The organism is Campylobacteraceae bacterium (assembly GCA_013215945.1).
GTDB lineage: Bacteria > Campylobacterota > Campylobacteria > Campylobacterales > Arcobacteraceae > NORP36.
This window is the reverse complement of the sequence record JABSOM010000011.1, coordinates 1-16,244: the sequence shown is the minus strand read 5'-3', so window position 1 is coordinate 16,244 and position 16,244 is coordinate 1. Positions and strand designations below refer to the sequence as shown.

The following is a 16,244-nucleotide window of genomic DNA, read 5'->3' as shown; positions in this document are numbered from 1 at the left end:
AGATGATTAAGAAACATTAATATAAAATCTTACAATTCAAGGATAAAAATAAATGTATATATTCAAAAAAGCAGATATAACATTTTTAGATATATTGCATAACTTAATGAAAGATACTTTTATTCAAGCATATGAAAATATTCATTCAGAAGAAAACATAGTAAGATACTTAAATAAAAACGTTACAACTAAGCTTGTCTCGACAATTCTATCATCTGAAACATTTAGCTGTACTATAGTTTTTAAAAGAAATAAACCTCTTGGTTTTTTTATTCTAAAAGACAAAGAGTGTCCCTTTAATATAAATAATACTTCCTTAGAACTGAAACAACTTTATATTTTAAAAAGTGAATATAACATAGGTCTTGGGAAAGTATTATTTACAAATGCAGTTAAAATAACAAAAACGCTATCAAAAAAGTATATTTGGCTAACAGTATCTGATTCAAATATCCAAGCTAAATCTTTTTATGAAAAAACAGGCTTTAAAAAACTGGGAAGAGGTAATAAAATAAGTGTAGGAACAGATACATTATCATCAACAGTGATGATATATAAAATATAAATTAAGGAATTTAAATTGAATATTTTTTTCAAAAAAGCTGGGGTAATGGCTATTGGTACAAGACTTAGAATGATTACAGAAAGAGTCGCAAAAGATTCTGAAAAAATGTTTGAATTACATGGAATAGATATAAAACCAAAATGGTTTTCAGTATTCTTTAGTTTATCTCATACAAAAGAATTAATGACAATAACTTCCCTTGCAAAAGAGTTAGGATATGCTCATCCTTCAGTAATTTTAATTATTAAAGAAATGAAAGAAAATGACCTCATAATTGAGAAAAAAGACAAAAAGGATGGAAGAAAAACAATTATTTCATTATCTAAAAAAGCAAAAGAAATGGCAAACTTAATCGAGGAACAATATATTGACGTAAACAATGCAATTGAAAAAATATTAAAGGAAACAAATCATAATCTATGGTTAGCAATAGAAGATTTTGAAAAACAACTTGATAAAAAATCAATCTATGCAAGAGTTCTAGAAGAAAAAATATTAAGAGAAAATAAACCCTTATAAAAGAACTGAGGTATATTATGAAATACTAGGTCCTTACACAGCATCGAGAATACGCTAAAATTGGGTAATCCTTGTTAGCTCATAACTAGTATTTATAAAATAATTCTAAATTATTTAATTTTCTTTAAATTTTTTGAAATTTTATTTAAAGCTAATGATTCTAAAGACTTATTTATTAAAAAATCCATATCGTTTATGTTCTTTGCAGATATACTAGCAAACCCAAAACTTACTCTTACAATATTACTAAGAACTGAATTATCATGAGATAAAGCCAAACTATCAACTGCATCCTTACATTTTTGTCCAATTAATCTTGCATGTTTAGTATTGGGCAAAAGAATATAAAAAATATCTGCTTCAATTCTAAATACCATATCAGCAGGTCTAGAGCATTGTTTATTTAAACAATTTGCAACTTTACGAAGACAATAATCTGCTTCTTTTTTTCCATATAATTCATTGTATGCTTTAAATTCATTCACATCAATTACAAGTAAAGAAATATTTAATTCATCTCTTATTGCACGTTTATATTCTTCATCAAAACGTAAATCAAAATATTCTTTATTATATTGTTCACTTATATCATCAAATATACTTACACGTTTTGAACGTTCCTCTTCAGAAAATAAAACAGATAAATTTTTCTGCATATTAAGACCCAAGGAAAAACGGCTTAATTTATAAAAACTCAACATTAAAGTAATGATAATTAACAGAAGGGATAAAAAAATAACTTTAAATAAAAAACTATTCTTGAACTGTGTAAAACTGTCATACATAACAAAAGAATCATTCATTAAAATAAAAACCATAAAAAGGTAAAAAACAAGTAATGAAAAAATAAAATAGCTTAAAATATTGAATTTATTTGCATACATAGGTACTCTTTTCATATTTGATTTATACAATAATACAATTATTAATATGATTATTTGATTAATTAATAATACACTAACTAATTATTTTTAATAATAAGCACTCATTTCTTGTTATATTATTTGTTATTTTATAGAAATAACAAATAAAAACAATCTTATATTACTAAATTAATAAAAACTTTTTTGTTTCTAATTTTTTTCCATTAAGAATAATACTTAGAAAATGTTCCCCTTTATAATACTCTCTGGTAGTAATTTTTTTAAAAGAGTATTTTTTATTTATTGTTTTTTTATTTGTACTATGTGTACCTTGAGAAATCATAAATACTTTTTGTCCTCGTTTATTATTAAGTCTCACAAAATCCAATTCAAACTCAATTCTTAGATTTCCCAAAGCTTCAAATGAAGATAAATCAAAAGAAAATTCTAAGTTCTCTCCTAAGCTCACACTCTTTGTAAGGCTTAGATTATTCAATTGTATGTGTTCTATTTCTTTATATCCAAAAAAAGCGAGTATTTTTTTATTGCCTTTTTTAAGTAAAGTTCTTGATGCATGTTTTAAAATCCAATCGGTGTTTTTTGTTTTATTAATATTCAAAGCTACAAAAGAAAGTACCATCTCTTCATTGTCTTTTGATATATCATTTAAATTATTTGCAACAGATTTACGTACATATAAAGATTCGTCATTCTTTAAAAGTTCTAATACCTCAAAAACTTTTTCAGGGTTCTTTTTAAATGGAGGTAAAGCCATAGCCCAAGGAAGCCTTGATCTACAACCTTCACTTGCAAACCTACGTATATGTTCATTATTACTTTTAGCCCATTTAAGCATTCGTTTCATAGTTTTATCTTCGTATTTTAAAATAAAGGGCCGAATGGAAAATTCAGAACTCGAATCAATTGTAAAACACTCAAGTGCATCTAAGGACTCCTCTAAATTATCTAAACCATAGACTTCAACAAAGTCAGGAAAAACCATAGAAGCTAAACCCATATTTTCTTCATAAGAAAAATGTGTTTTACTTTTTTTAAGCACTTCTAACATTTCAACATAAGAAAGATTGCTATATATATCAATTTTTGTTGATATTAATCGCATTCGTTCTTTTAATTCAAGTTCTTCTAGCTGTGACATTATTGTTTTAACATAAGCATCTTTTTTAAAACTATTATCGTACGTTTCAATAGCTTGGGCAAATTTATTAACAAACTTTTCATTAAATACATTTTTAAAAGGTTCCATTTATATGCCAATCTTAGTAAATTTAGCATTTAATATTTTTATTAGACTTTCTGCTTTGATTTCTAAGTCTAAGCCCCTCTTGCCCCCAGAAACATAGATATACTCATAGGTATTTGCACTTTCATCAAAAAGAGTTCTAAGAAGTTTTTTTTGACCAAAAGGTGAGATTCCACCTAATAAATATCCTGTTACTTTTTGGGCTTCCTCTTTATTCGCCATTTTTGCATTTTTTACATGAAAGTATTTAGCAAGTGATTTTAAACACAAAGACTTACTCACAGGAACAATAGCAACAACAAGCTCTTTGGGAGTTAGTTCAACAACAAGTGTTTTAAAAACAAGTTCTTCTTTGATATTTAGTTTGATAGCCGCTTCAAGCCCAAAATTTGTGACAGAAGCATCGTGAGAATATTTATGAATTTTAAAATCGATTTTATTTTTTTTAAGTAAGTTTATTGCGGGAGTCATAGTCTTCCTTTGCAAACATTATAATACAAAGAAATTAAGAAAGAGTAAAAACTTACAGTATGCAAGCTTTACTCTTTTTATACTTTATTTAAAAGCAGGCTCTAAAAAAGGAATGATTTGTTTTTTTCTAGATAAACAACCAGGCATCCAGATTTTATTGTTTTCCAGCGTAATATCAAAGGCTTTTTCAAAAACACTTTTATCACTAGAAGCTACTAAAATCTCAGAACCTTCTTTCATAATATCTGTAAGAATTAAACAGGCTGTATGCAAATTATTTTCAATTCTTAGTTTTTCTAAATCTTCTTGAAAGTCCTCTTTCATAGTATCAAAAACAGCTAAATCAACCACTTCTAACTGCCCAATACCAACAGCCGTGCCATGCATATCAAAAGGTTTATAATCTCTTAAAATCAAGTCTCTAATAGCTACTCCATCCATTTGAGATTTAATAGTAAACATTTCCATTCCTAAAGCACCAAAATCTTCAATACCACAAATTTGAGATAATTCTCTTACTGCATCAATATCTTTTTGTGTACAAGTGGGAGATTTAAAAATAACCGTATCGCTTAAAATAGCACACATCATAACTCCAGCAATATTAGCAGGGATTTCTACTTTATGATAATCATACATTTCTTTTACAATAGTATTAGAACATCCAACGGGTCTAATCCAACACTCTAGTGGAGCAGAAGTTGTTAAATCCCCTAATTTATGATGATCAACAATACCAACAATAGTAGCTTCATCAATATCAGCAGGAGCTAAACCTCTGTCTGAATAATCTGTAATAAACAGTTCACACCCTGCAAATTCCGTTTTTAATAAAGGTGCTTCAAATCCAAACTTATCTAAGATAAATTGTGTTTCTGGATTAAGAGCTCCTTGTCGTGCAGGAATTGCTTCACGTCCAATTTGATTTAAAAGATATCCTAAAGATAATGCAGAACAGATTGAATCTGAATCAGGTGTTGTGTGCCCACAGGTATAAATTGCCATTTGTTTTCCTAAATGTTTTTTTGAATAATAACAAAATATACGTTAGTATTGTTTTAAAAGAGCCAAATAATTGTTTTGATTTATTCTTTGGGTAGCTTAGTAAAAGAAATCTACCTAAAAAAGAAAATTCACTTCTTTTTTAAGTATTAATTTTCACTAGTATAAAAGCAGTTATTTTCTTAATATATGTTCTTCTACGACCCAGTTTGCAAAAGGAATAGAAGAAGTAAAAGCAGGACTAACTGCATTTAAAACATGAATAGAATCCTTATCTCCCTCAACTACAAAGTCTTGTACCAATTCAAGCGTATTTTTATTTAAAAGCTGTGCTCTAATTCCTGGGGTTGACCATGAGTCGTAACCTTCGTGTTTCATATCTTGTGTTAAGTTTTTAGCCAAAGATATCAAGTATTTAAAGGAATATTTTTTTACTTCTGAAAATGCCAAATCTCTAAAACCAAAAGCATTTGTAATAAAAAGTTTCGCTTCATAATACAGAATTTCTAAACACTCTCCTAATTTAAAATTATCAAAACCTTTATAATTCTCTCGCCAAAAAGCAGGAATTGCCGTAGGCCCAATTTTTGCTTCATTATCAACAGTTAAGGTATAATGAACCCCTAAAAATGGGTTATCTAAATTTGGCACTGGGTAAATATTTGTTTTTAAAGAAGAAATATTGTTTTTATCTTTTAAATAAATTCCTTTAAAAGGAATAATCACAAAATCTTTACAAAAGGAAAAATCTTTTGCAATTTTATCCGCATATAGTCCTGCACAATTGATTATTTGTACGCCTTCATAATCTCCTTGTGATGTTTTAATTACATTTTTAGAAGAACCTTCATATTTACAATCAAGTACCAATTCAACCCCTAATTCTTGGATAACTTTTGCAAATTCTTGGGTTACTTTTTTAGGATTAACAGTAGCAGTAGAGGGACATAAAAGAGCTTCTTTATAGGTTTTTATATTGGGATAAAGTTTTTTTAATTCTTCTTCATTTACTAAATGTAATTCAACCCCATTAATATCACCTCTTTTTTTAAGCTCATATAAGCCTTGTAATTCTTTTTCATCTTGTGCTACAACAATCTTTTGGCAAGGATTTACTTCTAAATTACGTTCTTTACAGAATTTTTTTAAAGCTGCATTTCCTTCTTTGGTAAATTTTGCTTTTAAGGAATTGGCAGTATAATAAAATCCAGCATGTAAAACACCAGAATTTCGTCCACTACCATGTAGAGCTACTTCTTTTTCTTTTTCCAATACTACTATTGAAGCCATAGGAAAACGTTCTGCTAAATTTTTCGCAATATTTAGTCCAATGATTCCTGCACCTATAATTATATAATCATACATTTTAATATCCTAAATCCTCATCAACTAAGATTAATATAATTCGATTTTTTACATCGGCTTTAATATAAGTAAACTTATTAGCAATATTATCTAAGTTGTGTCGTGGTTCTTTTTTATTTTTTATGGCAAGATTATTCATTCTATCAATATTCTTAATAGCTGCTACTTCCATTATTCTTTTAAAACCGTCTTCTTTTGTATCTACAATTTTATTTTTTCCTACAATTACTAAAACATTTATAGGGCCAAAAATCATTGCAGCAACTCTGTTTCCGCTACCATCGGCATTAATTAATTTTCCATCACGAGATAGTGCATTCGTACCCGTAACAAACATATCCGTAATCATTCCATTTCTTCTTCTATGGAAGTTTTCTTCCATAGAAATTCCAACTTCATACTGATTGAATAAGGTAATATCATCTCTTTTAATTAGATCATCTAATAAACCTATATCTTTTACAGAGGTTGAACCTCCAAGCCCAACACTCATTCCAGGTTTAATAAGACTTCTTGATAAAGTTAAGGCTTCTTTTTTATTCTTTACTTCATATACTTGATAGCCTACTTCTTCTAATTTAGACAGAAACTTCTTCATTCATTAATCCTTTTTTTGCAGCGATTTTATGATTACTCATAAGAAAAATAAACATTGAAATACCAATTAAGTGCGTATTTTGAATAATTCCAAAATAACTATCCATATCTAAAGCACTGTCTTGAAGAAGTAATAATACAGCAGCAGTTCCGTATAAAAGTCTTTCTATTATATTTATTTTTTTATCCCAGTAACCTTCCATTAAAATGGAAAAACACATAATACCAAAGAAAGCAAAAGAGAATACTTCAATTCGCTCCATCCATGAACCCGTAATTAAAGGCGTAAAAGCAAATAGCACAGGCATGATATACATTCCTTTTCCAATTTTCCAAGACATTAATCCTGTTTTCATTGGAGGCGCTTTAGCAATTGCTGCTGCTGCAAATGCCGCTAAACACACAGGTGGTGTTAAGTTTGAATCTTGTGATAACCAAAAAATAATTAAATGCGCAGATAATAAGTACATAGCCACTTCGGGTATTTCTATACCTGCATTAACCAATGCCGCCATTTCTGGACTCATCATCAAACCAACCAATGCTGGTGCAGAAAGTACTGATAATACAACATAAGATGCAGTTACAGGTAATCCCATTCCAAGTACTAAAGAAGCAATTGCTATTAATACAATAGCTATTAACAATGAGTTATCTGACCATTCCATAATAAGCTGAGAAAAAGTAATTCCAATTCCTGAAATATTAATAACTCCAACAATAATACCAACAGCAATTAATAATACTCCTGTTACGACCATATTTTGACTTCCAAGTGCAAATGCACCTAAAATTTCTTTTAAACCCATACGTTTATTTTTTGTTAAATAAGAAGATAAAACAATAGCGATTATTGCAATACCTGCTGAGTACGTAGGTGAAAAACCATAAATTAATAATCCAACCAAAGTACTTAAAGGAATAATAAAATGAAAACCTTCTCTTAAAATTGGTAAGATTTTAATATTATTGTCTTCCCCTTTAATATTGTTCTCTTTTGCATGAATATTAATATAAAAAGAAATAGATGCAAAATATAAAATTGCAGGCAACACAGAAACTGAAATAATAGTTACAAAAGGAATATGTGTCATTTGCGCCATAATAAAAGCCCCTGCTCCCATAATTGGAGGCATGATTTGCCCACCTGTGGAAGCAGCAGCTTCCACAGCTGCTGCAAAAGTAGGTTTAAATCCTGCTTTTTTCATCATGGGAATGGTAATAGATCCCGTGGAGACCGTATTTGCAACGGCCGAGCCTGAAATAGTACCCATTAAAGCAGATGAGAATACAGCAACATGACCTGTTCCTCCTGTATATTTACCAGCAACAGCAGAACTTACATCAACAATAAAATCTCCTGCACCTGATTTTAATAAAAAAGCTGCAAATAAAATAAACATAAATACATAGGTAGAAGATATTGTTGCAATTGGTCCAAATAAACCTTCTGAGGTATAATACATTCTATATAAGAATCGCTCAGGAGTCATTCCAGCAAATGCGAATAAACCATCAATATACTGTCCTAAAAACAGTAAATACGCAATACATGAAATAATTAAACCAGGAATAATATAACCTGTAGATTTTTTAACCAAAACAATTGCTAATACAATAGTTAAAGAAGCAATAACTAAATCGCTCATTCTCATTTGTGCATCGTAATCGGCATATAAACTTTCTTCAAATAAAACCATATAAACAAAAGTCACTAAAGATAAAACAGCTAAAACCAAGTTTACAACAGAAACTTCATTTTCATTTCTGTCTTCTGCATCAACTTGACTTGCTTCATAGGTTAAAAACCCTAAAGATGCCAAAAGTGCAAAGTGAGCAGAGTTAAACCATAAATCAGAAATACCACCCCATATATTTATATAAAAGTGGAAAAGTGAAATAAGAATGGCATAAACAAACGTCATTTCCTTAAAATACTTAATTTGTAACATAAAATATCCTTAAAAATTTACATAAGACAGTCTTTATAAAAGTATAAACCTAAAAAGTGATGTCAAATGATTGTTGTTGAATAGTAAATTATTCGAGAAAGTGATGCTTTAATCCTCTTCTTGAATAATTTTCAAAGTAGAAATAAGAAAAAGCGCGGAGCTTTTTCTTATAAAATTATTTTGCTATTAAAGAAGCTGGAATTTTAATACCTTGTTCTTTATAATATTTAGCTGCACCTGGGTGAAGAGGCATTGGTAATCCTGCAATTGCTTTGTTTAAAGACATTGCTTTTGTTGCTTTATGAACAGAATTTAAGAAAGGAAGATTTTCATAAATTGTTTTTGTTAATAAATAAACAGTTTCATCAGGAGTATCTTTTGTAACAACTAATAAGTTTGGTTGTGCAATAGTATTAATATCTTTTGTTTGACCTGGGTAAGTACCTGCTTTAATAGTAAAAGGAGTCCATACTGGGTATTTTTTCTCAATCATTTTTAAATCAGATGCAGAAAAATTTAAAACTTTAATTTTGTCATTTCCCATTGATGCGAATACATTAGTAACCGCAGAAGTAGGAGGTCCTGAAGGAGTATTCATACCCTTAACTTTTCCATCTTGTAATGCAGTTGAACTTGGAGTATATCCTAAGTATTGAACATTCATTTTTGAATAATCAATTTCCAGCGCGCTTAAAATAGTTTCAGCTGAAACTCTAGAACCTGAAGATCTTCCACCAATTGAAAATCTTTCACCATAAAGATTTTTTAAATCCATAATATTACCTGTTGTAGCAACATCACTTCTTACAGTAAATTGTTCAACATTTTGCCATAACATTGAAATTGATCTTAAATTCTTTTTTGCTTTACCTTCGTATTTTGCAACACCTTGCCAAGCCATTGAACCAAATAATCCTTGTAAAATTGCGAAATCAACTTCACCTTTTTGAAGCATATCAACATTTTCACCAGAACCAGCAGAAGTAATAGCTGAAAAAGTAGTTTTATATTTTTTAGCTAATTTAATAGATGCAATCGTTGCAATTCCAACACCAACTGGGTAATACGTTCCACCTGTACTTGCAGTTGCAATTACATATTTTTTCTCTTTTGCTGCACTTGCAGATGTTAACATCGCAGATGTAACTAAAGATGCCATAACTAATTTTTTTAATACTGTTTTTGTAGCCATTTTATTTCCTTTAATGTGATAGGAAAAGTATAACACAATAAAGAACAAAATTGTTTCAAAATTGTTTCAAATTTATATATTTGTCCTATAGGTACCATACTATGGTACTTTAATTTATTTCAATAATGTAACCCAAGCCTTTTTTTGAAACAATGAAATCTTCCTTGGATATTTTATCTTTTAATCTTTTAATAACTGTTCTTAGTGTAGCATCAGTAGTTACACTGTCCTTCCAAACAAAATCTTTTAAATATTCTTTTGTTTTTATTTCTTTTATATCCGTAAATAAAGCCAAAAGAAGTAAACTTTCTTTTTTTGATAAAGAAACCATATTCTTTTGGAAGTATAAAGAATTGTTTTTAGCATTGTAAGAATAATTTTTGTTAATCATTAATAAAGAAGGAGCTTTATTTTGTTTTCTTTTATCTTCTAATACTTTTATTTTTACTTTTTTAAGAATTTCCATGATTTTATTAACATCCAAAGGTTTTACAAAATACGAAATTACATTCATGGAAATAGATCTAAATAAATATTCTTCATCTTTATGCGCAGAAACAATAATAAATTTTTGTTCTTCATTTAATCTACTTATCTCATCAATCATAGTTAAACCATCTTTATTTGGCATTTTAATATCTGTAATAACCAAATCAAAGGTTTTTTCTTTTTTAAGTGCTTCTTTGTATAAATCACACCCTTCTTGCCCATCACAAGCAATGCTTACTTCATCAAAAAGCGTTTCTAAATAAAAAGCAAGTATTTCTCTGGCATCCACTTCATCCTCAACTAATAATACTCTTGTTTTTAACTCACTCATTTAAGTCCTTTTATCTTCTATATTCAAAACAATCACGAAGTTAACACCGTCATTTTGGTTTTTTGCAGTAATACTGCCTTTCATATTATTTTCAATAATCGCTTTTGTCATATACAAACCAATTCCTGTGCCTTGTGTTTCAAATTTTGTTGTAAAATAAGGTTCAAATATTCTGTCCATGATTAACTCTTGAATATTTCCACCATTATTAAAAATAGAAATAAACAATTTATTTTCTACTTTTTTAATGTCTATTTTAATAAAAGCATCAAAAGAACTTTCTTTTTTCTTTTCTATTAAAGCATCTTTTGCATTGTTTAAGATATTAAGTAAAGCTTGTTTTAGTTCATTTTCATAATTATAAATAAGTACAGACTCAAAATCATAGATAATTTTTATATTTTCATTTTTGTATTCATGTTTGATCATATACAATAAAGAATCCAAACACTCATTAATATAAAAACTATTTTTGTTTTTAGAAGGTTTATAGAAATTTCTAAAATCATCTATGGTTTGGGACATATAATTAATGTGGTTATTGGCTCTTAATATAAACTTATCCAAAGTCTCACTGTTTGCATTTTTATAATTGTCTCTTAAAAACTGTAAAATCAACGATACATTATTAAGAGGTTGTCTCCATTGATGAGATATATTTCCTAACATTTCACCCATAGCTGCTAGTTTACTTTGTTGAATTAAAATTCTGTCTTTTTCTCTGTTTTTCTTTAATTCATTGGCTATTTGTACTTTTAATTCTTCTTGTGAAACTTTAATTTTAGTAATATCATTCATATACCCGTAAAAATGACTCACTTCTCCTTCATGATTTTTAAGCAAGATACATCTGCAAGAAATCCATCGTATTTTATTTCCTGCATTAAGGGCTCTACAAACAAAAGTAAAGTCCAAAAGATTTTGTTTTAACGCTGCATTTATGGCTACTTTTACAATAGGTATATCTTCTTTATAAATAAGATCAATAAAATTACGGTTTTTATTTTCAAATTCATTTTTGATATAACCATAGGATTTTATACTTTTTGAAATATATTTAACACTTAAATTTTCATCATTAAAAAGTTTAAAAATAACAATTTTTCCATCTTCTACAAGGAGTTCAATATCCAATAATTCTTTTTTCATTAATTTACTTTTATCAATATCCATAGACATCATTAACATACGCTCTTGAACACCCTCATCATCTAAGAATACTTTTCCCCTTGCTAATACCCATTTATAGTTTCCATTCTTGCTTTTTAATCTGTACTCGCATACAATAGAATCACTTTCTTTATTAAATATTTTTTCAAATAATTGTTCAACTTTATTTTTATCATCTTTGTGAATTAAAGAGAACCAAGAGGGGAAATCTTCAATTTCATTTTTTCTATAACCAAACATATCCAACCATTGTTTGGAAAAATAAATTTTATTGCTTTTAAAATCAATATCCCATAAACCATCATTTGAAGCAATAATCGCCAATTCAAAACGTTTTTTCCAATGTTCTAAAGAAATAGTATTTTTTTGCAACTGGGCATAATATTGACCAAAAATTTTCTTTATAAAATTGGTAAATACAAAAGTAAATAAAATTAAAATAGAAACAACAATAAGAATATAAATAAATATTTGAAAAAACATATTCGTATAAGAAAGTCTTATTTCCTCAATCAAAGCAAGATTTTCTTTACTTAAGGAAGAATTATTATTAGAAATACTAAGAATAAAATTGAACTTAGAATAAAAATGGCTAAAAGAAGAAAATGCTTTATTCTGCTCATAAGTGTCTAGGTAATATTCCAAAATATCGTAGTTTTCACTCGTATTCTTATTTTTCAATAAACTGGCATTACTTTTAAAAGCCTGTTTATTATGAAAATTATACGCATCTTGTAAAACTACATCATAAAACCAAAAATGTTCCTTGCTCTTTTTTATCAAAGATAAAATACTCTTTTGAGTGATTTTTTTAATAGAATTAACAGTAGAGAAAGAACCAATAAAATACTCTTCCCCTTTGATCAAAATAGAATCAAAAAAACTCAAACGAATGGTTTTTTTCACATCATCACTCCAATATTGCAAGTTATTAATGCCTTGAGAATGAATATACTGCAAAGTAATTTTCATAGCGTTTTTATTGTTATTAGCAGTAAAAATCAAATCACTTATATATACAATAGAACTTCTACCATATAATATTTCTAAATTATTTTTTTTAAACAATACAAATTCAATTTTTGACTTTTTCTCAATTTCGACAAGATACTTTTTCACTAATTCTAAATCTAAGAGTGCATTTGAATCAAGATAACCAATGGCTTTATAACTTACTTCTTTTAATTTATCTTCTACTTCAATAAAATTATTAGCTACATCTTCTTTTACATCAACTAAAAAATTTAGTAATTTTTCTTTTTGATTAAATTTATACGATAAAATATGCTCTTGTTTAAGTAGATTTATTTTCGTATTTTTTTTTGTTTCCAGAATAAAAAATGTGATTATTAATAAAAAAGAAGCTAAAAAAATGATGAAAATAAGTGGAATTTTTGAAAACAAACGTTCTATATCATATAGGTCATATTCTTTTGATTGAAAAATAAACATCTTTTCTCCTATTAATTTACAATTTAACTAGGCTGTGATATTATTAGTTCCAAAATTGTTTCAAATTATTATAATGAAACTTTTCCTAATTATTAATTAAAGTAAGATCATGACACACATATTAAGCGCACTTATACCAGTTTTTTCTCTTATTGTTATAGGATATTTTTTTAAAAGAATAAAATTTCCTTCATACGAATTTTGGCCTCTTGCTGATAAACTTACTTATCACGTACTTATGCCTTCATTATTAATCTATAAACTTTCAAGTGCTTCTTTAAAACAAGAGAATTCATTTGAATTTGTATTAAGTGCCATAATTACAATAAGTTTAGTTCTCTTTGCACTAATGTTAATTAATAAATTTTATAAAGTAGAAGGTAGCTCTTTTTCATCCATTGTACAAGGAGGCGTTCGTTTTAATACTTATGTATTTTTAGCGCTTGCTGATTCAATATATGGGGATGAAGGTTTGGTTTTAGCAGCTATTATACTTACTTTTATTATTCCTTTCATTAATGTTATTTGTATTAGTGTTTTTGCATTATATGTCAATGAAAATAAACTCTCATTAAAGTATTTGCTAAAATCTATTTTTACTAATCCCTTAATAATTGCTTGTTTTATTGGAGGAAGTATTAATTTTATTTCTTTAGACTTACCCATCGTAGTTAATAAAATACTGGCTATATTAAGTTCTGCTGCATTACCCTTAGGTTTATTATCTGTTGGTTTTGGTTTAATTATAAGAGATATGAACTCTTTAAAATTTGAAATTACTATTTCTACTTTTGCAAAACTTATACTTACCCCTCTTATTATGTATTTTATGGCTCAGACCTTTTCACTCAATTCACAAATGACTGCTATTTTGGTTATTTTTGCTGTATTACCAACTGCACCCTCTTCTTTTGTTTTAGCAAGGCAATTAGGTGGAGATATAACACTGATGTCTTCTGTTATTACTGTACAAACACTGTTATCTGCATTTTTTATTATTTATGCACTCAAATATATTGTATAAAAAGATATTAATTCCTATTTTGTATACAATAATTTCTAAGCTTAGATACAATAGTCCTAATGAGTTCGTTTTATTTAACTATCATTATTAATAGTACCTATTAAAAAATATAAGGAAGATAAGAATGCAAGCAATACAATTAAGAGAGAAAATTGCAAAAGGCGAATTTAATCAATCAACGGCTGGTTTTTGTCAAGGGAATGTACAAGCTAATATGATTATTTTACCAAAAAAATATGCAAAAACATTTGAAGAATTTGCAAAAAAAAATGCAAAAGCAATTCCTGTACTTGAAATAATAAAAGATTCACATTATTCAACACTTTTAGCTAAAAATGCAAATTTACTGAATGAATTACCCTCATATAATATTTTTGAAAATGGAAAAATCATAAAAACAGTAAGTGATATTAGTGATTATTATGAAAAAGACTTCGTTTTTTTCTTAATTGGTTGCAGTTTCACTTTTGAAAATTCTTTAATAAACAGCGGTATTCAGTTAAAACATGTATCGCAAGAAAAAAATGTATCCATGTATAATACTTCTATTAAACTGCATGGGGTTGGTGAATTTGAAGGTGAAATGGTTGTTTCCATGAGACCTATAAAAAAAGATCGCGTAGCAGATGCTTGTGTAATTACAAGCCATTATCCCAATATGCACGGAACTCCTATACATATAGGATATCCAGAAATGATTGGAATCAAAGATATTAATAAACCAGATTATGGGGATTATATTGAGATAAAAGAAGATGAAATACCTGTATTTTGGCCTTGCGGAGTAACTCCTGAAAATGTACTTAAGAAAATAAAACTTCCTTTTGCAATAACACATAATCCAGGACATATGTTTGTTTCAGATAAAAAAGATTCTGATTATTATGTTTAAGGAGAAAACATGTTAAATAAAACCATTGATGATATTATTTTACAATACTCAAGCAGAGGTATGGACAAAATACAAAAAGAGTTTAACGTGCAGCACTGTAAAAATGCCTGCAATGAATTTGTAAAAATAGAAAAAGGAAATGTTTTTATTTATACTGGTTTTTATGTCAAGGGTTACGCAGAAACAGATGGTCCTTTAGGAGCATATTTTTTAGCAAAATCACTTAATACTCTGGGATACACAGCGATAATAATTACAGATGAATTTTGTAAAAACTTTTTTCCAAATATAAAAACACTGTATTTAACACATAAAGACTGTAAAGAAGAAGAATCCCTTCTAAACATACTAAAAGAATACGCACCTGTATGTCATTTCTCAATTGAGCGTTGTGGACGAAATATCAACAACGACTATATGAATTCTAGAAAAATAAGCATTGCTGAATTTACACCTGCTGTAGATTTACTCTTTAGCTTAGGTAATAAAACAAGAAAAAGTTTTGCAATAGGAGATGGTGGCAATGAAATTGGTATGGGAAACTTCAAAGACTTTATAAAAGAATCTTTAAAACAAGAGCCATGTATAGTTGAATGTGACTTTCCAATTATTGCTAGTGTTTCAAACTGGGGGGCTTATGGATTTATTGCTTATTTAGAAAAAACATTAAAAATAAATCTCCTACCTAGTATAAAAGATCTAGAATCTTATTTAGAATATATTGTTTCTTTAGGCGCAGTAGATGGAATCACTGGTAAAAATGAAGCTACAGTAGATGGAAAAGAGTGGGAACTTGAAAATATAATTTTAAACGATCTTACTCAAAATATTAAAAACAATCTCTAAAACAAAATCATAGGAAAAGCTATTGCTCTTTTCCTATAAACTCACAAAAAAAGTCTGTATAATAATGTAACTCCATAAAAAATTGTATGTAATCTTATACATTAATGTAAAAACATAGAAAAAAAGGCAAAAAAAAAGCTTATATAAAAAACAACTAAAGTTGAAATTCATATAAGCTTTATAAAATACTTAAATCTGGCAACGGCCTACGTTTCCGACAAGGGGACCCTGCAGTATTATCAGCGATGAA

At 28.0% G+C, this 16,244-nt stretch carries 15 protein-coding genes; 5 read left to right on the top strand and 10 right to left on the bottom strand.

Going from position 1 to position 16,244, the window contains the following annotated elements:
- Positions 1-52 precede the first annotated feature (52 nt).
- Together HRT41_11685 and HRT41_11680 are read left to right on the top strand one after the other, a co-directional pair.
- Complete coding sequence (locus tag HRT41_11685; GenBank protein ID NQY24682.1) at positions 53-565, top strand: GNAT family N-acetyltransferase; 513 nt, start codon at positions 53-55, stop codon at positions 563-565.
- A 15-nt stretch (positions 566-580) separates the two neighbouring features.
- Entirely contained in the window at positions 581-1,084 is a 504-nt protein-coding gene (locus HRT41_11680; GenBank protein NQY24681.1) for a hypothetical protein, read from the top strand.
- Between the two features lie 110 nt (positions 1,085-1,194).
- Here the strand turns inward: HRT41_11680 and HRT41_11675 are convergent, their stop codons facing one another.
- From HRT41_11675 to HRT41_11630, 10 genes are all read right to left on the bottom strand, one after another.
- Positions 1,195-1,968, bottom strand: coding sequence for a diguanylate cyclase (locus tag HRT41_11675; GenBank protein ID NQY24680.1), 774 nt, complete (start codon positions 1,966-1,968; stop codon positions 1,195-1,197).
- Between the two features lie 163 nt (positions 1,969-2,131).
- On the bottom strand, positions 2,132-3,214 hold the full coding sequence (locus HRT41_11670; protein ID NQY24679.1) for a DNA alkylation repair protein: 1,083 nt from the start codon (positions 3,212-3,214) through the stop codon (positions 2,132-2,134).
- Positions 3,215-3,682: a Cys-tRNA(Pro) deacylase gene (gene ybaK / locus HRT41_11665; GenBank protein ID NQY24678.1), complete on the bottom strand. Its 468-nt coding sequence runs from the start codon at positions 3,680-3,682 to the stop codon at positions 3,215-3,217. It lies immediately after the preceding gene.
- 84 nt (positions 3,683-3,766) lie between these two features.
- Entirely contained in the window at positions 3,767-4,687 is a 921-nt protein-coding gene (locus tag HRT41_11660) for a manganese-dependent inorganic pyrophosphatase (protein NQY24677.1), read from the bottom strand.
- Between the two features lie 171 nt (positions 4,688-4,858).
- Positions 4,859-6,049 (bottom strand): L-2-hydroxyglutarate oxidase, encoded by a 1,191-nt coding sequence (gene lhgO, locus HRT41_11655; protein ID NQY24676.1) that lies wholly within the window; start codon positions 6,047-6,049, stop codon positions 4,859-4,861.
- 1 nt (position 6,050) lies between these two features.
- On the bottom strand, positions 6,051-6,647 hold the full coding sequence (locus HRT41_11650) for a lactate utilization protein (GenBank protein ID NQY24675.1): 597 nt from the start codon (positions 6,645-6,647) through the stop codon (positions 6,051-6,053).
- The gene (locus HRT41_11645) at positions 6,628-8,598 is read right to left on the bottom strand and encodes a TRAP transporter fused permease subunit (protein NQY24674.1); all 1,971 of its coding nucleotides are present in this window, start codon (positions 8,596-8,598) and stop codon (positions 6,628-6,630) included. Before HRT41_11645 ends, HRT41_11650 begins: the two co-directional genes overlap by 20 nt.
- Positions 8,599-8,773: 175 nt before the next feature.
- A complete protein-coding gene (locus HRT41_11640) occupies positions 8,774-9,790 on the bottom strand; it encodes a TAXI family TRAP transporter solute-binding subunit (GenBank protein NQY24673.1) in 1,017 nt (338 codons plus the stop codon).
- A gap of 109 nt (positions 9,791-9,899) precedes the next feature.
- Complete coding sequence (locus tag HRT41_11635; protein ID NQY24672.1) at positions 9,900-10,610, bottom strand: response regulator; 711 nt, start codon at positions 10,608-10,610, stop codon at positions 9,900-9,902.
- Positions 10,611-13,232 carry a PAS domain-containing sensor histidine kinase gene (locus tag HRT41_11630; protein NQY24671.1) on the bottom strand — a complete coding sequence of 874 codons (2,622 nt, stop codon included), beginning with the start codon at positions 13,230-13,232 and terminating at the stop codon, positions 10,611-10,613. It lies immediately after the preceding gene.
- Between the two features lie 109 nt (positions 13,233-13,341).
- Between HRT41_11630 and HRT41_11625 the strand changes: the two genes are divergently transcribed.
- From HRT41_11625 to HRT41_11615, 3 genes are all read left to right on the top strand, one after another.
- The gene (locus HRT41_11625) at positions 13,342-14,256 is read left to right on the top strand and encodes an AEC family transporter (protein ID NQY24670.1); all 915 of its coding nucleotides are present in this window, start codon (positions 13,342-13,344) and stop codon (positions 14,254-14,256) included.
- A gap of 124 nt (positions 14,257-14,380) precedes the next feature.
- On the top strand, positions 14,381-15,148 hold the full coding sequence (locus HRT41_11620) for a putative hydro-lyase (protein ID NQY24669.1): 768 nt from the start codon (positions 14,381-14,383) through the stop codon (positions 15,146-15,148).
- Positions 15,149-15,157: 9 nt separating this feature from the next.
- A complete protein-coding gene (locus tag HRT41_11615) occupies positions 15,158-15,994 on the top strand; it encodes a DUF4392 domain-containing protein (GenBank protein ID NQY24668.1) in 837 nt (278 codons plus the stop codon).
- The last annotated feature ends 250 nt before the right edge of the window (positions 15,995-16,244 follow it).